This window comes from Lysobacter yananisis, assembly GCF_031199375.1.
Classification (GTDB): domain Bacteria; phylum Pseudomonadota; class Gammaproteobacteria; order Xanthomonadales; family Xanthomonadaceae; genus Lysobacter; species Lysobacter yananisis.
Genome location: NZ_CP133568.1, coordinates 768,639 through 788,587 on the forward strand (window position 1 = coordinate 768,639; position 19,949 = coordinate 788,587).

Consider the following 19,949-nt stretch of genomic DNA (forward strand, 5'->3'; position numbering starts at 1 on the left):
GGGACCGCCTCAGTAACTGCCGACCATGTTGAGGAACCACCCGCGGTGGTCGTAGTCGAAGTTGGTGAGGTCGTCGCTGAACTCGGTGAAGTTGTAGCCCACGCCGACGCGGAAGTTCTTGCCGAGGTCGCGATCCACCCCGAGCAACAGGCCGGTGCGGGTGCCGCCGTCGCGCACGTCCAGCCAGCGGTACTCGGCCAGACCGTGCCAGACCTCGCGCACGCGGTAGCGCGCCTGCACCGCGCCGAAGGTCGTCGCCGAGTCCGCCCACTCGCCCTCCAGCCGGCCGAAGCGTACTTCGCCCTCGCGTCGCGCCAGCTTGCCGGCGAATTCCCAGCGCTGATTCGGGTTGTACACGCCTTCGAACGAAAGCACCTGGGTGCGCTGATCGTAGGTGGCGATGTCCGGGCCGACCTGTTGCAGCGAAGACACGTCGTACAGATAGGTGTACTTGCCCAGCAGCGCCCAGCGGGTGCTGTTGTAGGGCCGCCAGGCAAAGCCGACGTTGCCTTCGACGAACTTGGCGCCGGCCTGGACGTTGAGCTTGTCCCGGGTCTGCGAGTAGTTCAGCCGCCCGGCGATGCGGAAGCTGTCGTCGAACTTGTGCAGGAAACGGTTGGTGCTGGTCCACTGTTCGCGCTGCTCGGCGCCGCTGTCGCGGCGCCATTCCAGCTTGCTCTGCCACTGCGTGTCGAGCGAACTGCGCCCGCCGGTGAGGCTGGCGCCGCGACGCTGGACGTTGCCGAGCTCGGCCTCGCGCTCGAGCGTGGACTTGGTCAGGGCGAAGCCGAGGTTCCAGCCCTCGCCCGGGTAGAAGTCCATGCCGAAGGTATGCCCCAGGCCCGACTGGTTCGGCGCCTTGAGGAACACGCTCTCGTTGAACAGGTTGACCTGGTTCGACAGGCGCCAGCGCTGGCCCAGGGTCCAGCCGGTGTTGAGGCGGTCGTCGAACAGCGGGTCGTAGTCGCTGGTGTCGGTGGAATAGGTGTAGGCGCCGTAGATCGAGTGGTCCGGGGTCAGCCGGTACTCGGCATCGAGCTTGGCCGCATCGCCGCGGTCGCCGCTGCTGATCTCGGCGCCGACGCTGGACAATTCGCCGAACAGGTACTTGCCGCCGACCGTGACCAAGTCGTTGTCGGCGTAGCGGCCATCGTCGTCGTCGACGGTCTTCTGCACGGTCGCGAACAGCTCCAGCTGGGTGCCGATGCGCTGCTTGTACTGCAGCGCGGCCAGCACGCCGTCGGCGTCCAGGCCGTTGGCGCGGTCTTCCTGCGCCCGGCGCACTTCGGCGCTGAGGGTGGACTCGTCGTTGAGCCGCCACTCGGCCGAGGCCTGCGCCTGGGTCAGCGACTGCTGGCCGCGTTCGGCCACGCTGTAGCGCGCGAACAGGCGCACCGCCGGCGTGAGCTCGCCGTAGACCTCGGCGCCGCGTTCCTCGACCGCTTCGTTGGTGTCGTAGCGGGCGATCGAATAGCCCTTGTCGACCTTGCGCCACCACGCGCCGGCGGTCCATTCGCCGTCGCTCCAGCCCAGTTCCTTGAAGTTCGCGCGCGCTTCGACCGAACGCGCGCGGCCGCGACGGTCCTGCAAGCCGGAGTTGAGTTCGGAGAAGCTCAGGCCGCCGTTGTCGGAATAGAAGATCGGCGCGCTGGTGGCCTGGGTGCGGCTGTTCTCGACCTTGAGGAAGGTGCCGCGACCGGCTTGCAGGGTGACGTCGGCGCCTTGCAGCGCGTAGTCCTCGCCGGAGCGGTTCTCGTCGATCCAGGTGCCGCCCACGGCCAGGTGTTCGCCGAACCAGTGCTTGCCGCGGAAGCCGAGCGTGGTATCGTCCGGGTCGAAGCCGGTCGGCACATATTCGTAATCCGCCAGCAGCACCTGGTCGAAACCGTCGAGCGGCGTGTCGCGGGTCAAGCTGGGCGCGTCCTGCCGGCTGATCTGGTCCAGCCGCCGGGTCAACAGCACCCGGCCCTGCAGTTCGTCGATCTCGTAGTCGGCACCGCGCACCAGCTCGACCCGGCTCTGCACCCGCCCGGTGGTGCGGTCGCGCACTTCCACCGCGAGCTTGTCCGAGCCCGGCAGCAGGTCGCCGTGCTTGAGGTAGTACAGGCTGCCGTTGGTGCCGAGCAGTTCGGTGTGGCCCGGCGCGGTCTGCGCCTGCGAGCCGAACACGCGCAGTTCGCTGCCCGGCTCGCCGAGCGCGGTGCTGCGCCGGCTGCGCCAACTCAGCGCGCCGCCGTACAGCGAGCGGTTGTACTGGGCGTACTCGGTGCCGGTGAGGCCGGTGTTGAAGTTGCCCCACAGCGCCTGGTTCTTGTCCCAGTCCACGCGCAGGTACAGCCGGCCCATGGTGTCGACGTCGCGGTAGGTCGTCGAATCGTCGCCGTAGACCGGGTAGTACTGGTCCGGATCCAGGCGGCGGAACACGTCCTGCGGGTCGGCGTCCCAGAAGCCGTTGAACAGTTCGGAGACCTCGCGTTCCTGGGTGTCGGCCTGGGCGGTGACCAAATACTTGCCGCGATACTTGCCCTTCAGATAGAACGCCAGCCGCCCGTCCACCACCAGGCTGTCGTCGGCCAGGCGCTTGTCGTTGGCCACGGTCTCGATCGAGCCGCTGGTGCTGCCCTTGTACGCGGTGACGTCGGCCAGACCGACGGCGAACAGGTAACGCCCGCTGACGTCGACATCGAGCGCCTGGTGCGTGCTCGCCCCCTGCCCGCCGCTGACTTCGACGTCGAAGCGATGCTGTCCCACCGGCACCAGGTACTCGGCGACGAACTTGCGCTCCAGGTCGATCGGGTGCGATTGGCCGTTGATCTTGATCGATTCGCGCTCGGGGATGTTGCGCCCCTGGATGCGGATGCGCGAGCCGTAGATGGCGATGTTCTGTTGGCGCAGGCTGTCCTGGCCGAACACCCGGTCGACCTGGCTGCGCTGCTCGGCTTCCTCGACGCTGAACGCCGCGCCTTGCGACTTCTGCACCTGATCGCGCAGCAGCCGCGCGCCGTTCTCGGCCTCGTTCGGGCTGACCAGTTGCAGCCGGCGCGGATGGGTTTCGTCGAAACTGCCGTCCGCGCCGTAGGCACGCACGATGTACACCAGTTCGTCGCCGGGACGCAGGTGCAGGTTCGGGTCGAGTTCGCCGTTCCATTCGGTGTCGGCGACGGCCGCGTTGGGCAGCTCGACCTTGGCGATCGGCGTGACCAGATCGGTGTCGGTCGCGCGGTACAGCAGCACTTCCGAGCGCTGGATGAAGGCCGAATAGTTGTTGTAGGCGTAAAAGCGCACCGGCTTGACGATGCGGCCGTTCTCGAACCCGAGCAGCGACGGCGCCGACACGGCCATGCGCGGCTGGCCGAGGTTGGGGTCCTCGGTCGCCCACACCACGCCGCCGCCGGGCAGTTGCAGCGACCATTTGCCGACCACGACGGCCTGGCCGGGCTGCAGTTCGCCCTTCCATTGAGAACGCGGCACTTCCGCCTCGATGGTCACGCGGCGATCGGGCTGCAACGCCTCGGACGAGGAACGGTCGCTGGTACCGACCGTCTCGGGCTGGCGCTTGCCGCGCGTGCGCAGTTCGAACAGCACGCCTTCGCCGCTGTCGCAACCGGCGTCGCCGCAGTTCAGCGGCGGCGCGCCGGCCGTTTGCGACGCGGGCGCCGGCGCTTGCGCGGAATCGGGCGACGACGCGGGCGTGGCCGCGGCCGACGCGGCCTGCTGCGCGCCGGCGACCTGGGACAGACCGGCCAGGATGCCGATCAGGGTGTAATCGAGCAGTTTCATCTTCATGGTGGCGCCCTTCATTTCTCGCTCTTGCCGGCGGGGGCGTCCGGATCGTTGCTGGCATCCACGCGCAGGGCCTTGCGCACCTCGGGACTGGCGTGGGCGGCGATGGCGTCGTAGACCGCCTTCGCCCGACGCATGCCCAAGGCGATGTTGTAGGCATCGGAAGCGCGCTTGTCGGTGTGGCCGACGACGACCACACGGTTCCCCTTCAAGTCCTCCAGCGCGGCCGCGATCTTCTTCAACAGCGGCAGGTATTTCGGCTTGACCGTGGATTTGTCGGTATCGAACAGCACTTCGCCGAGCTTGGGCCATTCGGCGAAGCCCACCACCATCGTCTTCGGGTCCTGGGCGTCGGTGCGCACGCTGATCTGCAGCGCCTTGATCTGCTCCGGCGCCAACAGCGACTCCAGCGACTTGCGCACGGCCAGGGCGCGATCCATCGCCAGCGCCTCGCTGTCGCCGTTGGCGGTGATGACGATCTCGCCGCCGCCGTACTGGCGCACCTTGTCGGCCATGTTCTCCACCGCCGGCAGGTAGGCGGGCTTGACCGCCGCGCTGCCGGCATCGAAGAACACCTCGCCGATGCGCAGTTCCACGTCCTGCTTCGGACCGGGGATCTCGCCCGGCGGCAGCTTGACGCCGAAGTCGAAGCGCACCGGCACGCCCGGGGTCAGGCGGCGCACCAGCGGGTTGTCGGTGGTGAGCTTGCTGCCCGGCGGCAGGGTCGCCGGATCGAGCTTGAGCACGAAGTTGCGCCCACGCTCCCACGGCCCGCCCGCGACGCCTTCCAGGTGATAGCGGCCGAACTGGTCGGTCTCGATCAACAGGCCTTCGACCGACGCCAGGCGCACGCCCGGGATGCCGCGTTCGTCGACGCCGTGGTTGCTCACGATGTAGTCCACGCGATAACCGCCCTCGGCCTGCGCCACGCGGCGTTCGACCTTGGGATCGGCGCCGGTGAGGCCCTTGCCGGCATCGCCGGAACGCTCGACCCGGGTGTTGCCGGCCGCGTCCATGCGCACGGTGACGCCCTGCGCGTTGGTCAGCACGAAGTCGTCGGTGAAGCTCGGCTCGCGCAGCAACTGGCTGATCGTCACGGTGTGCGCGGCGACCGGGTCGGCGTCGGACTGGCGGCCCGCGATCTTGCCCAGGGCGATCCCGTGCAGCATCGGCGAGCTCGCATCCGGTTCCGGCCTGGCGCCGTCGCCGCGATCGACCGTGGTCGAGTTGGCGATGTAGGCGCCCGGGGCGAAGCCGCCCTGCACGCGCAGTTCGCTCAGGTCGGCCGGATCCTGCCAGCGGTCCTCGTCGCGGTCGTCGAACACGGTGCCGAGCAGCAGCGATTCGTCGAGCAGCGGATCGGACACCAGTTCCACCGTCGCCGTAGCGATGTTGGAACGCTTGCCGCCGTCCTCGGCGTAGGCGCTGTTGACGTGGCTGCCCGGCCGCACCGATGCGCCGACGCGCAGCAGGTAGACCACGGTCGCCGACTGGCCGGCCTGGATGTCGAGGCCGTCGACGCTGACCGGGGAGTTGCCGATCAGGCGGCCCTGGCCGTCGCGGTCGGCGACCTGCAGGCTGCCTTCGACCAAGCTGAAGCCGGCTGGCGGCGTGTCGACCAGGGTCGCGTCGAGCGCGTCGGTTTCGCCGACGTTCTTGACGGTCACCGTGTAGCGCACCAGGTCGCCGATCTTGACCCGCTGCGGACGCGCTTCCTTGCTGACTACCAGATCGCTGGCCTGCTCAGGTTCGACCGCCATGATCGCGGTGCCGGTGGCGGTGGCGGTGCCCGAGGTCTGGCCGCCGCCGCCCACGCTGCCGTAGCGCGCGGTGACCGTGACCACGTTGTCCAGGGTGCCGCCGGCGTTGGCTTCCTCGCGGGTGATGGTGTGGGTGTAGACCTCGCAGTCGGTGCTGGCGCCCGGAACGAGCGTGGTGGTGCCGCAACGCAGTTCGGTCGGCGCGTAGTTCTCCAGAACGTCGCGGGTACCCATGTCGTGCAGGGTGATGTTGCCGGTGTTGGTGATGCGCACCGCGTAGCTGATGACGTCGTTGGCGTTGCCGACGCCCTTGGTCGCGTTGTCGACGCTCAGGGTCGCGACCTTGACGATGGCCACGGCCGGCTGCGCCTGGATCGGCACGGTGACGGTCGGCTTGCAGACCGCCTCGGTGGAACCGGCCGGGCAAACGTTCGGCGTGGAAGTGCTCACCGTCGCGGTGTTGACCACGCCGGCGGCGTCCACGTCGGCCTGGACGACCGTGTAGGTACCGGTCAGCACGCAGGTGCGGCCCGGATCGACGCTCGCGCAGGTAATCGTGTTCGGCGCGATCTTGGCGTCGGCGACGACCACGTCGGTCAAGGTCACGTTGCCGGTGTTGGTGACGGTGATGGAGTAAGTCAGGGTGTCGCCCACGCTGACTTGGCCGTTGCCGTCCTCGTCGGCGTTGCGGTCCATCGTCTTCACCGACTTCAGGCCCGGCGCCTGGATCACCGGCACGTCGAGCTTCGGATTGCACTTCGGATCGCTGGCGCCGGCGGTGCACGGCGACGGCACGCCCGGCGGCGTTTCGGCCGTGACGATCGCGGCGTTGCGCACGATGCCGGCGTTGGCGTCGGCCTGGGTGACCGAGTAGGTACCGGTCAGCACACAGGTCTGGCCCGGCTCGACGGTGGCGCAGGTGGTCGTGTTCGGCGCGATCTTGGTGTCGGTCACCGTGAGGTTGGTCAGCGCCACGTTGCCGGTGTTGGTGACCGTGACCGTGTAGGTCAGCGTGTCGCCCGCGGTCACCGTGCCGCTGCCGTCTTCATCGGCGTTTCCGGCCAGGGCCTTCTCCGAACGCAGATCGGCATTGGCCTGCACCGGATGGGTCGTGGCGCAGGGCGCGCAACTCGGCGTCGGATCGCCGCCGCCGGTGCCGGTCACGTTGTTGCCGACCGTGGTGCCCGCGGCATTGGCGTTGATCGTGGCCGTGTAGGTCAGCGTGTAGGTGCCCGGCGCGGTACCGGCCGGCAGCGTGCACACCAGCGGACCCGTGCCCGTGCAGGTGTACGCACCGGCATTGGTCACGCTGCCGAACGTCTGCTGGCCCGACAGGGTGTCGGTCAGGGTGTAGACCTGGGTCAGCGCCGCGGTCGTGATCGTCGTCGACAGGGTGTAGGTGATCGTCTCGCCCGGGTTCACCGTCGTGCCCGTGGCCGGGTTCGACGACTTGCTGCTCGCGATCTCCGGCAGGGACACGTTGTGCGTGGTCGTGCAGTTGGTGCACTCCGGATCCGGATCGCCGCCGCCGGTGCCGGTCACGCTGTTGCCGACCGTGCCCGACGCGTCGGCATCAACCGTCGTCGTGTAGGTCAGGGTGTAGGTGCCCGGGACGGTGCCTGCCGGCAGCGTGCACACCACCGGGCCGGTGCCCGTGCAGGTGTACGCACCCGCGTTGGTCACCGAACCGAAGGTCTGATCGCCCGACAGCGTGTCGGTCAGGGTATAGACCTGGGTCAGCGCCGCCGTCGTGATCGTCGTCGACAGGGTGTAGGTGATCGTATCGCCCGGGTTCACCGTCGTGCCCGTCGCCGGGGTCGACGACTTGCTGCTGGTGATGACCGGCAAGGCCACCGGGTGCGTCGTCGTGCAGTTCGTGCACTCCGGGTCCGGATCGCCGCCACCGGTACCGGCGACGGTGTTACCGACCGTGCCCGACGCGTCCGCATCGACCGTCGTCGTATAGGTCAGCGTGTAGGTGCCCGGCGCGGTGCCGGCCGGCAGCGTGCACGAAAGCGGACCGCCGGCATTGCAAGTGTACGCACCGGCATTGGTCACGCTGCCGAACGTCTGATCGCCCGACAAGGTATCCGTCAGGGTGTAGACCTGGGTCAGCGCTGCCGTCGCGACCGTCGTCGACAGGGTGTAGGTGATCGTATCGCCCGGATTCACCGTCGTGCCCGTCGCCGGGGTCGACGACTTGCTGCTGGTGATGACCGGCAAGGCGACCGGATGCGTCGTCGTGCAGTTGCTGCACTCCGGGTCCGGGTCGCCGCCGCCGGTGCCCGCGACGCTGTTGCCGACCGTGCCCGACGCATCGGCGTCGACCGTGGTCGTATAGGTCAGGGTGTAGGTGCCCGGAGCCGTACCCGCCGGCAGCGTGCACACCACCGGGCCGGTGCCCGTGCAGGTGTACGCACCGGCATTGGTCACCGAACCGAACGTCTGATCGCCCGACAAGGTATCCGTCAGGGTGTAGACCTGGGTCAGCGCCGCGGTCGTGATCGTCGTCGACAGGGTGTAGGTGATCGTGTCGCCCGGATTCACTGTCGTGCCCGTCGCCGGGTTCGACGATTTGCTGCTGGTGATGACCGGCAAGGCCACCGGATGTGTGGTCGTGCAGTTGCTGCACTCCGGATCCGGGTCGCCGCCACCGGTGCCGGTCACGCTGTTGCCGACCGTACTCGACGCATCGGCGTCGACCGTGGTCGTGTAGGTCAACGTGTAGGTGCCCGGGGCGGTGCCCGCCGGCAGCGTGCACGAAAGCGGACCGCCGGCATTGCAGGTGTACGCACCGGCATTGGTCACCGAACCAAAGGTCTGATCGCCCGACAGGGTATCCGTCAGGGTGTAGACCTGGGTTAGCGCCGCGGTCGCGATCGTGGTCGACAGCGTGTAGGTGATGGTCTCGGATTCACCGTCGTGCCCGTCGCCGGGGTCGACGACTTGCTGCTGGTGATGACCGGCAAGGCCACCGGGTGCGTGGTCGTGCAGTTGCTGCACTCCGGATCCGGATCGCCGCCGCCGGTGCCGGTCACGCTGTTGCCGACCGTGCCCGACGCATCGGCGTCGACCGTGGTCGTATAGGTCAGGGTGTAGGTGCCCGGAGCCGTACCCGCCGGCAGCGTGCACACCACCGGGCCGGTGCCCGTGCAGGTGTACGCGCCCGCATTGGTCACCGAGCCGAAGGTCTGATCGCCCGACAAGGTGTCGGTCAGGGTGTAGACCTGGGTCAGCGCCGCGGTCGTGATCGTCGTCGACAGGGTGTAGGTGATCGTGTCGCCCGGATTCACCGTCGTGCCCGTCGCCGGCGTCGACGACTTGCTGCTGGTGATGACCGGTAGGGCGACCGGGTGCGTGGTCGTGCAGTTGCTGCACTCCGGATCCGGATCGCCGCCGCCCGTGCCCGCGACGCTGTTACCGACCGTGCCCGACGCATCGGCATCGACCGTCGTCGTGTAGGTCAGGGTGTAGGTGCCCGGGACGGTGCCTGCCGGCAGCGTGCACACCACCGGGCCGGTGCCCGTGCAGGTGTACGCACCCGCGTTGGTCACCGAACCGAAGGTCTGATCGCCCGACAGCGTGTCGGTCAGGGTATAGACCTGGGTCAGCGCCGCCGTCGTGATCGTGGTCGACAGGGTGTAGGTGATCGTCTCGCCCGGGTTCACCGTCGTGCCCGTCGTCGGCGTCGACGACTTGCTGCTGGTGATTTCCGGCGAAACGATCGGATCGCTGTCGGTCGCGGTGCAGGCCCCGGTCGCGTTGTCGAAGACACCGCCGGCCTGGGCGCAAGCGACGCCGGTGTTGCGCACGCCGGCGGGAGGGGCGACCGAGGCGTTGTTGATCGCGTTCTGTGCCAGCGCGGAACCCGCGCCCGACAGCAACATGGCCGCCAGAACCAGGCGGCGCGTCAAGCCGCCCGCCACACCTGCACAATTGGAAAGAAATCCCGCCACGAAAACGCCCCCTGATTCGCTCACCCCTGTCCAATCGCTGCCGGAACACGAGGGCGGACATCAAAAAGCGAAATCGGTCACAAAACTCGACCCAAGGGGCGTCCATGGGCGAAAACGAGGGCGCCGCTCGGGACGCGTCCCAATGCGGCAGGCCGAAAAGAGGCTTACGAACTGAGGCAGCGATGGCACATCGCTGCCCCTTGCGGCGTGCCAAAAAGCGTCTTCGCGCGGAAGCGGAAGCACGTTTGACAGCCAGGGCCATCATGTAACAATATTTGTTCCATGAAATCGAACGGCACCCTCTCCGGCGTCCTCCATGTCCTGCTGCACATGGCCGAATCGCCGCGTCCGGTCACCTCGGAGGTCCTGGCCCGGGCGATGCGCACCAACCCGGTGGTCGTGCGCCGGACCATGGCCGGCCTGCGCGAGGCCGGGCTGGTGCGCTCGGAGAAAGGCCACGGCGGCGGCTGGAGCATCGCCCGCCCGCTCGACGCCATCACCCTGCTCGACATCTACCGCGGCATCGGCGCGCCCGGCCTGTTCGCGCTCGGCCACCGCAGCGATAACCCGCACTGCCTGGTCGAGAAAGCGGTCAACCACGCCCTCGACGGCGCCTTCGACGCAGCCCAGTCGCTGCTGCTGGAGCGCTTCGGCGCCGTCACCCTGGCCGCGCTGAGCGCCGACTTCCACGCCGGCATGCTCGCCGCCGGACACACCATCGACCTGGAGCACGCCCATGACTGACGATCGTCTGCTCGATGCCATCGTGATCGGCGGCAGTTTCGCCGGACTCTCCGCCGCGCTGCAGCTGGCGCGCGCGCGCCGCTCGGTGCGCATCCTCGACGCCGGCCGCCCGCGCAACCGTTTCGCCGACGCCGCGCACGGGTTCTTCAGCCGCGACGGCGAGGATCCGCGCACTCTGGTCGCCGCCGCGCAGGCGCAGCTGCGCCGCTATCCCTCGGCCCGCGTCATCGCCGCCGAAGCGCTCCGCGCATCCGCCATCGAGGGCGGGTTCGAAGTCGTCGCCGGCGACGGCGGCGTTCTCGCCGCGCGCAAGCTGGTGCTCGCCTTCGGCGTCAACGACGTCCTGCCCGAACTGCCCGGCGCGGCCGAACGCTGGGGCAAGAGCGTGCTGCACTGTCCGTACTGCCACGGCTACGAATTCGCCGGCCAGCGCCTGGGCGTGCTGCAGTCGGCCAGTTTCTCCGCGCAGAAGGCGCTGCTGGTCGCCGACTGGGGGCCGACCACGCTCTATCTCAACGGCGAACCGGCGCCAGACGCGCAGCTCGCCGCGCAGTTGGCGCAGCGCGGCGTGGCGATCGAGCCGGCGCCGATCGCCGAACTGCTGGGCGCGGAACAATCGCTGTCGGCGCTGCGCCTGGCCGACGGCCGCGAGGCCGCCATCGATGCTCTGTTCGTCGCCAGCCGCACGCGCTTGAACAGCGCGTTGGCCGAACAGCTCGGCTGCGCGATCGAGGACGGCCCGCTGGGGCCGGTGATCCGGACCGACGACAGCCGCCAGACCACGGTCGCGGGCGTGTACGCCGCCGGCGACATCGCCCGGCCGATGCACAACGCGACCTGGGCCGCGTCCGACGGCGTCACCGCCGGCGCGTCGGCGCACCAGGCGCTGGTGTTCCAGCCGCTGGCGGCGTGACGCCGGCACAGCGAAGCCGTCGGCGCCGGGCCGGCGGCGCGGGACGCCACCGGCCGTCGGCGCGCGCGGCGGCGTCTTAGTTCGCGAGACACCGCCGTTCTAGCGTCCGCGCCATGGACACTCACTCGCCCCTGCACGAACTGCCGCCCGGGTTCCACTGGGAGGCCCCCTTCGCCGGCTCGATCTTCCCCTCGCACCTGGTCGCGGTGCCGGACGAGGACTGCGAGGCCTGGCTGGCCACGGTGACCCCGGCCCGCGACGGCCACGGCGCGATCGCCACGATCCGCCGCCACCTCGGGCTCAAGGATCACGTCAGCCGGCCGTTCCGCACCGACGCGGCCGCGGCGGGCTGGGTGGCGCGCTGGCTCAGCGGCCAGGGCGAGGCGGTACGCGCCGAGCTCGCGGTCGACTGGAGCGCGGCGGCGCGGGCGGCCTGACGCCCGTCGCGCGTGGTCGGCGTGCGGGAAACCCGCTCGGCTAAAGCCGCAAATGACAATCGTTATCATTTGAGCTAGAGTCGCCGCGACTCCGCTTTCCTGCAGATGGGCCGCGCCCGACGGCCGCGCGCCGAGACGATGCCTTCCAACGCCGCCGTCCTCACCTCGCTGCTGGTCACCGAGCGCGAGCGGCTGTTGCGCTACCTCGGCCGCTACCTCGACCGGGCCACCGCCGAGGACGCGCTGCAATCGATGTACTTCAAGGTCATCGCGGTGGCCGGCGAACCGCCGATCGCCGATGCGCGCAACTATCTCTATCGCCTCGCCCATCATCACGCGGTCGACCAGGGCCGCAGCGAGGCGCGCCGGCGCAAGTTGCGCGAGGCCGCGGCGGCCTGCCTGGAGGAAGAGGAAACGCCGGACACCGCGCGGGTGGCGCTGGCACGCGACGAGCTGGAACGGGTCGCGCGCGCGGCGCGCGAGCTGCCCGAACCGAGCAAGCGCATCTTCATGCTCAACCGCTTCGAAGGGCTGACCCAACGCGAGATCGCGCAATTGTTGGGCGTGTCCTCGACCACCGTGGAAAAACACATCCAGCGCGCGCTGCGCCTGCTCGACCAGGCCCGCGGCGGCGGCTGATCCGGCCAGCGGCGCGGCGGGGGTTGGGTAAGGCCGCGCGGCGTTCGTCCTCATCCAAGTCCAGGCAGCTTCCGCCACCGCATGACCCCGTCCGCGCACACCGATCCGACCGACCCGCCCTACCCCGGCAGCGACGACCCCGCCGGCCAGGCCCGCGCCTGGGTGGCGCGACTGGCTTCGGGCGAGATCGACGAAGCCGAGCTGGCCGCGTTCGACGCCTGGCGGCGCGTCCCGGCGCATCGTCAGGCGTTCGCGCGCCAACGCGAGCTGTGGCGCGCGCTGGGAACGATGCGCGACGCGTTCGAATCTGCGCCGTCGCCGCAGGCCACGGCGCCCCGCCCCGCCTTCGCGGCGCGCCCGCGCCGCACGCGCTCGCGCCTCGCGGCCTGGGGGCTGGCGAGCGCCGCATGCCTGGCGGCCGTCGTCGCCGCCGCGCCGATCCTGGCCCTGAACCTGCGCGCGGATTACCGCACCGGCATCGCCGCGGCGCGCTACACCCTCGCCGACGGCTCGACGCTCGCGCTGGATGCCGACTCCGCGGTCGCGGTGGACTTCGACGGCCGCGAACGCCGCATCGAACTGCTGAGCGGCAACGCCTGGTTCCGGGTCGCGCACGGCGACGCGCGGCCGTTCCGGGTGGATGCGCTCGGCGGCAGCGTGCGCGACATCGGCACCGCATTCGAAGTGAGCCGGTACGACGCCTATGTGCTCGCCGCTGTCAGCGAGGGCCTGGTCGAAGTCGATTCCGGCGGCGCCGCGCCGGTCAGCGTCGCCGCCGGCCAGGCGGTGAGCTACGCCGAAGGCGGCGCGCCGACGGCACCGCAGCCGACCGCCACGGCCGACATCGCCGGCTGGCGCCAGGGCGAACTGTCGTTCGACTCGGTGCGCGCGGACGAGGCGTTGCGCCGCATCGCCCGCTACCGCAGCGCGCCGGTGTGGACGCTGGGCTCGTTCGAACGCGCGCCGCGGATCAGCGCCAGCCTGCGCGCCGACCGCAGCGACGAGGCCATCGCCGCGGTCGCGCAGCGCGCCAACCTGCGCGTGCAACGCCTGCCGGGTGGCGCCTTGCTGGTGCGGCCGCCGGCCGATTGAGGCCGATTGAGGCCGTTCGATCGGCCGCGCCCGGTCGTCGTACGCCTGCGCGCAACTCGCGCTCGAAAAAAATCCGGCGCGGGGTTGGGTAACCGCGCGCGGCCGTCGTCCTGTAGTTCGTAGCCGCGAGACGCGCATCGCTTCTCAAGCCAAACGCCGCTCACACCCGCGCCGAATCGTTCGGCGTGGCGGTGGGCTCCGATCCGACTTGAGGAGTTCGTTGCATGTCCTTCGCCCCGGCCCGCCGCCGGCGGCCGTCCGCGCGCCTCGCGCTGGCGGCCTGCATCCACCTGGCCCTGAGCGGCTTGTGCGTTCCCGCCGCCGCGCAGGCGCCGGCCGCGCGCGAGGCGTCCGCCACGCGCCGTTACGACATCCCGGCGCAGCCGCTGGCCGCGGCCCTGCGCCAGTACAGCCGGGTCAGCGGCGTGCAAGTGGTGTTCGACAGCGCCGAAGGCGAAGGCCTGCGTTCGGCACCGCTGCACGGCGACTACGACGATGCGCAGGCGCTGCGCGCGCTGCTCGCCGGCACCGGATTGGGCGCGCAGCGCAGCGGCGCCGGCGCGGTGGTGCTGCGCAAGACCGCGGCGCGCGCGCAGGGCGCCGATGCGCCGCTGACGACCGACACGCTCACCGTCGGCGCGGCCGCCTACGACGATGCCTCGCATCGCGACGAGCGCGGCTACGACGAGGTCTACGACCTCGACCTGTCCACCGTCTACGCCGGCAAGGAGCAGATCGAGCGCTACAAGGGCGCCGCGCCGGCCGACATATTCAAGGGCATGCTCAACGTCTACAGCGGCGATGCGCGCAACAGCGGCGCGCTGGACCCGAACATCCGCGGCATCCAGGGCCCGGGCCGGGTGCCGCTGACCATCGACGGCACCGAACAGGCGCTGACCGTCTGGCGCGGCTACAACGGCGCCAACAACCGCAACTACATCGATCCCAACCTGATCGGCGGCATCCAGGTGATCAAGGGGCCGAACCTCGCCCGCAACGTCAGCAGCTCGATCGGCGGCGCGGTGGTGGTCAACACCCTCGACGTGGCCGACATCCTCAAGCCGGGCGAGCGCTTCGGCGGCGAATTCAAAGCCGAGAGCAGCGACAACGCGACCGACCCGCGCCTGCCGCGACTGTCGACCGGCCAGGACTACCGCACGATTCCCGGCTTCCCGAGCAATCCGCAGGCGACCTACTACGACCCCACTTTGTACAAGCCGGTGCGCGGCAGCGGCGGCAACGACCTCATCGCCGGCGACGACCACGCCATGCGCCTGGCGCTGGGCCTGCGCGAAGACCGCTTCGACCTGCTCGCCGCCTACGCCTACCGCAAGAAAGGCAATCACTTCTCCGGCGAGAACGGCGGCGATTTCTACGCCCGGCCCTACGACCCGGCCAAGAGCCTGAACTACATCACCAGCCTGGCGCGCTTCTACCATCCCGGCGACGAGGTGCCGAACACCTCCAGCGAGATGGAATCGTGGCTGTTCAAGGCCACCTGGCGCGCCAGCGAACACCAGACCTTGAAGTTCGGCTTCCGCGACACCCGCTCGGACTACGGCGAGATCCTGCCCACGCGCATCTCCTGGCGCGACACCACCGACACCGGCGCGCCGCAGTGGCCGCTGAGCAAGGTCGAGGCCAAGGCCTACAACCTGGAATACAAGTGGCAGCCCGGCGGACGCTGGTTCGACGTCTACGCCAACCTGTGGACCACGCGCACGCTCAGCGACACCTACAGCGCCGGCGGTTTTCCGAACTGGGCGACCTATGACGACCCGCTGCTGCGCAACACCGCGCTGGCCAACGCCCACCACGACCGCAACGGCCTGACCTTCAGCAACAAGAGCGCGCTGCGCGCGGACCTGGACCTCACCGTCGGCTTCAACTACCAGCACGAGAAGCTGCGCTCGGACGACGAATACAACGGCGTCGCCGACGGCTGGCGCATGTTCCCGCGCGCCGGCCGGCGCGAGGAACGCGACTTCAGCCTCAAGCTGGACTGGCGTCCGAGCGAGCGGCTGAGCCTGAGCGCGGGCGCGCGCCATCAGTCGTACTGGGCCTTCGACGACTTCCTCGCCGACCAGCTCGCGAAGGGCGACACCCGCCTGGGCCAGGTGCTGTTCCCGCAGCGCTACGCGATGACCTATTTCACCCGCGATCCGCGCATGAGCCAGGCGGCGCTGGACACGCGCATCGCCACCATCCGCCGCAACGCCGAGCGCTTCGACTGGACCCCGCAGGTGCTGGCGACCCAGATCGAACAGGCGACCTACACCGTCCGCAACGTCGCCCCCGACTGGCGCCCGGACGCGGACGGCCGCTTCCGTCGCGCCGACAACGTGTTCCTCAACGGCAGCCTCGACGGCATCGACTACGGCCGCGCCAGCGCTTCGCTGCAGCCGCTGTTCCTGCAGCAGCAGGCGCAGCACCACGACGGCAGCGGCTGGACCCCGACGGTCGCGGCGACCTTCAACTTCAGCGACCACGCCCGGCTGTACTTCCGCCACAGCCAGGCGCGGCGCTATCCGAGCATGTTCGAAAGCACGCTGGGCTTCTCCGCCGCGCTGCCGGTGGCGCCGCTCAAGCCCGAGCACGCCTACAACTACGAGCTGGCCTATGTGCACGACTTCAGCCGCGCGCTCGGCGCCGACTACGCCGACATCAAGCTGACCTACTACCACCACAAGACCCGCAACGTGATCGAGCGCAGCGGCCAGCTGCAGTTCTCCAACCTCGACAAGCAGACCCTGCGCGGGTTGGAGTTCCAGGGCCGCTACGACAACGGCCGCTTCTTCGGCGACCTCAGCGTGGCGCGCAACCTGGAGAACCGGGTCTGCGACGAAAGCGTGGCGGCGATCAACGACCCCACCGGCCGCATCGGCGTGCCGGACTGCGTGCAGGCCGGCTTCGTCGGCGGCTATCTCATCACCCAGGCGCTGCCCGAACTGTCGGCGAACTTGACCCTCGGCGGCCGTTTCCTCGACCGCCGGCTGGAGGTCGGCGCGCGCGTGGTCCACCACAGCGGTTACGAGAACGACGACTACGACCTCTACCAGGAACAGCGGCTGGGCGCGTACTTCAACGTGCCGCTGGCCTGGGACCGCATCACCACCTACGACGCCTACGTCAATTACCGCGTCAGCGACGCGCTGGCGCTGGAGCTGGTCGGCACCAACCTGGGCGACCTGTACTACGTCGATCCGCTGACCCGCTCGGCGATGGCCGCGCCCGGCCGCACCTTGAAGCTGAGCCTGACCGCGAAGTTCTGAAGCGGCGCCGCCGACGCGGCACCGCCCGCGCCAGGGACGGCGCGACCCCCGATCTGTTGCGCACGAAGCAATGGATGAGCGACCGGGCGCGCCACGCGCTCTAGCCAAAGTTCATCCCCTTGTTCCAATCCATTCAAAGGAGTTCCACATGAAGCGCATGAGCCTCACTCTGTCCGCCCTGGCCCTGGCCGCGCTGGCCGGCACCGCCCAGGCCGCCGTGGTCGGCGACCAGAGCGACAACACCTACGTCGAAGCCGGCGTGTCCACCGTCAATGCCGGCCCGCACATCGCCGGCCGTCCGGGCATCGGCGTCTACACCATGGGCACCGACCGCAAGGTCGACTTCCAGGCCCTGCAGACCTTCGCTCCGGCCGACGCCAACGGCGTCTCCAGCCTGGTCTCGCCGATCACCCCGCCGACCCACAGCGGCATGGGCGTGTTCCACTTCGCCAAGATCGCCGGCCACAACGTCTACTTCGGCGAGTGGTCGCAGAGCGCGCCGACCGACGGCACCCACACCGTCTACTACGCGGGCGACAACGCCGGCACCACCGTGCCGGCCTCCGGCACCGCCACCTACACCGTGGCCGGCCTGAACCAGTACAACGGCGCCAACAAGCTCAACGGCACCTTCAACGCCAACTTCGGCGCCGGCCAGCTCAGCGGCAGCCTCAGCAACGGCACCGTCACCGTCGACATCGGCACCGCCGCGATCAGCGGCACCGGCTTCAGCGGCAGCGGCGCCAGCGCCACGGTCGGCGGCGCCACCGTCGCCACCGGCGGCGTCAGCGGCCAGTTCTTCGGCGCCAACGCGGCGGCCCTGGCCGGCGTGACCCGCTTCGACGACCGCCTGTACGACACCGCCTTCGGCGGCACCAAGAATCCCTGAGGGATTCGCCGGTGAAGGCCCGCGGCCGGTTCGCCGGCCGCGGGTCGCCGCGTCGCCGCAGGGAGGCGGCGGCGCGGTTCCGGCGGGCGACGATGAAGCCTTACCGAACCGTATCCAACGCGATTGTCCCGCGCGCCGCCGGTCTCGCCGCCGGGTTGGCGCTGTGCCTGTTTTCTTGCGCCGCGCCCGCGCAGAACTCCGCCCAGGACCGCGACGACACCCGCCTGCGCCTGGACCACGGCCTGGAGCAACGCCAGGCCGAACGCGAGCGCGCCCTGCTCGAAGAGGAAAACGCCGTGCGCGGCGACGCGGCCGCGCTGGCGAACGTCGATCTCGACGACCCCAACGCCCTCGCCGCCGCGCTCTACCAGGCGGTGAACGCGCGCCGCTGGGCCCAGGCGCGGCCCCTGCTGCAACGCTATCGCGCGCTGCCGCAGCGCGACCGCATGCTCGAACTGTATGCGCAAGGCGCGCTGGCCCGCGCCGACGGCGACCTGCGCGGCGCCGAACGCAACTACCGCGCTCTGCTCGAACTGCAAGCCGATTTCCTGCCAGCGCAGTTGGAACTGGCGCGGGTGCTGTTCGAGAACCAGCTCGACCGCGAGGCCGAGCAACGCTTCCAGGCCATCGCCGCAGCGCTCGACACCGGCGACGCCAAGACCGCCGGCGTGCGCCGCACGGTCGAGACCTTCCTGCGCGCGCTGCGCAACCGCCGCGGCTGGCACGGCAGCTTCGCGCTCGGCCCGACCTGGAACGACAACCTCAACCAATCCTCGGCCAGCCGCACCTGCCTGCTGGCCGCGCCCGACGGCCAGTGCGCGATCGAGCGCAGCCTGCCGGCGGCGATCGAAGGCGGCGGCCTGGACTTCGACGCCAGTTTGACCCGGCGCCAGCCCCTGCGCGGCCACCACGGCCTGTACCTGCGCTCGCTGCTGTACGGCTATTCGTACCGCGACCACAGCGCGTACAACGAGACCACCGCGAGCGCGAGCGCCGGCTATTCCTACGCCAGCGCGCGCCACGCGTTCACCGCCGCGCCGCAGTTCGAATATTCGGCGTTCGGCAACCGCAGCCTGTACGGCGCCTGGGGCGCGCGTGCGGACTGGACCTGGACGATCTCGCCGCGCTGGCTGTTCAAGCTGGAAGGCGACCACAAGCGCATGCGCTACCGCCGCAGCGACCTCGCCGGCTACGACGGCCCGACCAGCGCGGTCTACGCCACGCTGTGGCGCGCGCTGCCGCGGCAGTGGCTGCTGTTCGGCGGCCTCGACCTGGCCCGGCGCGAGACCCGCCGCGACACCGAGGCCTATCTGCAGCGCGGCGCGCGCCTGGGCCTGTCCAAGCAGTTCGACGCCGGCGTGTCGCTGCTGCTGTTCGCCTCGCTGCGCAAGCGCAGGCACGACGAGTGGAACGAGACTTTCCAGGCGCGCCGCCGCGACGACGAATTCAACGCCACCGCGATCGTGCGCCTGCCGCGGCTGGCGTTCGCCGGCTTCACCCCGAGCCTCACCTTCAAGCGCAACCGCACCGCCAGTTCGATCGACTGGCTGTACGGCTACGACCGCGACAGCGTCAGCCTCAAACTGGAGCGCGCGTTTTGAGCGCGCCCGCGCTGCAGGCGACCGCTGCCGCGCGGGCGATGCGCGCCTGTTCGCGCACGCTGCCTCGCGCGCGGCCGCGCGCGCCGCGGCCGGCCGCGCGCGAACGCGAGCCCTGGCTCGGCGGCGTCGCGGTCACCGCGGCGCTGCACGCGGCGCTGCTGGTCGCGTTGCTGCAACTGCGCACGCCCGCGCCGGCGACGCCGCCGCCCCCGCCCGCGGCCGCGGTGGTGCTGGAACTGTCGTTGCTGCCGCAGGCGCCGCCGATGCCGGCGCTCGACCTGCCGCCGGGACCGGCGCAGCCCGAACGCGCCGCCAGCCGCGCCCGGCCGCCGCGCGACGTCGCGCGCGAACGGACGTTGCCGCAACCGCCGCAGACGCTGGGCGACACCGCCAGCGCGCCGCAACCGGCCGCCCGCAGCGAGCCCGTCGAACCAACCGCCGCGCAAGAACAGACCGCCGCCAGCGCATCGGCGCCGCCCGCCGTCGCCGCCGTCCCGGCGCCGCGCTACGCCGCCGCCCAGGACGCCGCCGGCGCGGGCCGCGAAGTCCCGCGGCACTGGCAGCAATTGCTGCTCGGCCACCTGGAACGCTTCAAGCGCTATCCGCGCCAGGCCCGCCGCCTGCATCAACAAGGCGTGGCCCAGTTGCACATGACCGTCGCCGGCGACGGCGGCGTGCGCGCCGCCCGCATCGAAGCCTCCAGCGGTTACCCCGGCCTGGACGAAGAAGCCCTCGCGGTCGCGCAGCGCGCCAGCCCGGTGCCGGCGCCGCCGGCGGATCTCGGCGATCCGGTCGAAGTGGTGGTGCCGGTCGAGTTCTACATCGCGCGTTGAAGCCGCGCCGTGACTTCCGGCCCTGCGTCG

Annotated in this window: 12 protein-coding genes; 9 read left to right on the forward strand and 3 right to left on the reverse strand. The window is 70.3% G+C overall.

Features of this window, described 5'->3' with window-relative positions:
- Positions 1-9 precede the first annotated feature (9 nt).
- Genes RDV84_RS03335 through RDV84_RS03345 form a run of 3 tightly spaced genes read right to left on the reverse strand, consistent with a single transcriptional unit; the run spans position 10 to position 9,457 of the window.
- Positions 10-3,801, reverse strand: coding sequence for a hypothetical protein (locus tag RDV84_RS03335; protein WP_309152438.1), 3,792 nt, complete (start codon positions 3,799-3,801; stop codon positions 10-12).
- Positions 3,798-8,351: a DUF7507 domain-containing protein gene (locus RDV84_RS03340; RefSeq protein ID WP_309153675.1), complete on the reverse strand. Its 4,554-nt coding sequence runs from the start codon at positions 8,349-8,351 to the stop codon at positions 3,798-3,800. The genes RDV84_RS03335 and RDV84_RS03340 overlap by 4 nt, the downstream gene beginning before the upstream one ends.
- Positions 8,352-8,404: 53 nt before the next feature.
- Complete coding sequence (locus RDV84_RS03345) at positions 8,405-9,457, reverse strand: DUF7927 domain-containing protein (protein WP_309152439.1); 1,053 nt, start codon at positions 9,455-9,457, stop codon at positions 8,405-8,407.
- Between the two features lie 324 nt (positions 9,458-9,781).
- Here RDV84_RS03345 and RDV84_RS03350 point away from each other — a divergent pair, with 324 nt between their 5' ends.
- The 9 genes from RDV84_RS03350 (at position 9,782) to RDV84_RS03390 (ending at position 19,919) form a co-directional block, all read left to right on the forward strand.
- Complete coding sequence (locus RDV84_RS03350; RefSeq protein WP_057946170.1) at positions 9,782-10,243, forward strand: Rrf2 family transcriptional regulator; 462 nt, start codon at positions 9,782-9,784, stop codon at positions 10,241-10,243.
- Complete coding sequence (locus tag RDV84_RS03355; protein WP_057946169.1) at positions 10,236-11,156, forward strand: NAD(P)/FAD-dependent oxidoreductase; 921 nt, start codon at positions 10,236-10,238, stop codon at positions 11,154-11,156. Before RDV84_RS03350 ends, RDV84_RS03355 begins: the two co-directional genes overlap by 8 nt.
- 113 nt (positions 11,157-11,269) lie before the next feature.
- A complete protein-coding gene (locus tag RDV84_RS03360; RefSeq protein ID WP_057946168.1) occupies positions 11,270-11,593 on the forward strand; it encodes a hypothetical protein in 324 nt (107 codons plus the stop codon).
- A 138-nt stretch (positions 11,594-11,731) separates the two neighbouring features.
- The gene (locus tag RDV84_RS03365; protein WP_309152440.1) at positions 11,732-12,232 is read left to right on the forward strand and encodes a sigma-70 family RNA polymerase sigma factor; all 501 of its coding nucleotides are present in this window, start codon (positions 11,732-11,734) and stop codon (positions 12,230-12,232) included.
- A gap of 81 nt (positions 12,233-12,313) precedes the next feature.
- Positions 12,314-13,324: a FecR family protein gene (locus RDV84_RS03370; protein ID WP_309152441.1), complete on the forward strand. Its 1,011-nt coding sequence runs from the start codon at positions 12,314-12,316 to the stop codon at positions 13,322-13,324.
- 224 nt (positions 13,325-13,548) lie between these two features.
- A complete protein-coding gene (locus RDV84_RS03375) occupies positions 13,549-16,596 on the forward strand; it encodes a TonB-dependent receptor (RefSeq protein ID WP_309152442.1) in 3,048 nt (1,015 codons plus the stop codon).
- A gap of 148 nt (positions 16,597-16,744) precedes the next feature.
- The gene (locus RDV84_RS03380; protein WP_057946165.1) at positions 16,745-17,485 is read left to right on the forward strand and encodes a Slam-dependent surface lipoprotein; all 741 of its coding nucleotides are present in this window, start codon (positions 16,745-16,747) and stop codon (positions 17,483-17,485) included.
- Positions 17,486-17,577: 92 nt separating this feature from the next.
- Positions 17,578-19,086 carry a surface lipoprotein assembly modifier gene (locus tag RDV84_RS03385; RefSeq protein WP_309152443.1) on the forward strand — a complete coding sequence of 503 codons (1,509 nt, stop codon included), beginning with the start codon at positions 17,578-17,580 and terminating at the stop codon, positions 19,084-19,086.
- Positions 19,083-19,919 (forward strand): energy transducer TonB, encoded by an 837-nt coding sequence (locus RDV84_RS03390; RefSeq protein WP_309152444.1) that lies wholly within the window; start codon positions 19,083-19,085, stop codon positions 19,917-19,919. Before RDV84_RS03385 ends, RDV84_RS03390 begins: the two co-directional genes overlap by 4 nt.
- The last annotated feature ends 30 nt before the right edge of the window (positions 19,920-19,949 follow it).

Excerpts from the sequence above, each read along its gene's own strand:
- RDV84_RS03335 (WP_309152438.1), bottom strand. The coding sequence starts at position 3,801 with ATGAAGGGCGCCACCATGAAGATGAAACTGCTCGATTACACCCTGATC.
- RDV84_RS03350 (WP_057946170.1), top strand. The coding sequence starts at position 9,782 with ATGAAATCGAACGGCACCCTCTCCGGCGTCCTCCATGTCCTGCTGCAC.
- RDV84_RS03355 (WP_057946169.1), top strand. The coding sequence starts at position 10,236 with ATGACTGACGATCGTCTGCTCGATGCCATCGTGATCGGCGGCAGTTTC.
- RDV84_RS03360 (WP_057946168.1), top strand. The coding sequence starts at position 11,270 with ATGGACACTCACTCGCCCCTGCACGAACTGCCGCCCGGGTTCCACTGG.
- RDV84_RS03365 (WP_309152440.1), top strand. The coding sequence starts at position 11,732 with ATGCCTTCCAACGCCGCCGTCCTCACCTCGCTGCTGGTCACCGAGCGC.
- RDV84_RS03370 (WP_309152441.1), top strand. The coding sequence starts at position 12,314 with ATGACCCCGTCCGCGCACACCGATCCGACCGACCCGCCCTACCCCGGC.
- RDV84_RS03375 (WP_309152442.1), top strand. The coding sequence starts at position 13,549 with ATGTCCTTCGCCCCGGCCCGCCGCCGGCGGCCGTCCGCGCGCCTCGCG.
- RDV84_RS03380 (WP_057946165.1), top strand. The coding sequence starts at position 16,745 with ATGAAGCGCATGAGCCTCACTCTGTCCGCCCTGGCCCTGGCCGCGCTG.
- RDV84_RS03385 (WP_309152443.1), top strand. The coding sequence starts at position 17,578 with ATGAAGCCTTACCGAACCGTATCCAACGCGATTGTCCCGCGCGCCGCC.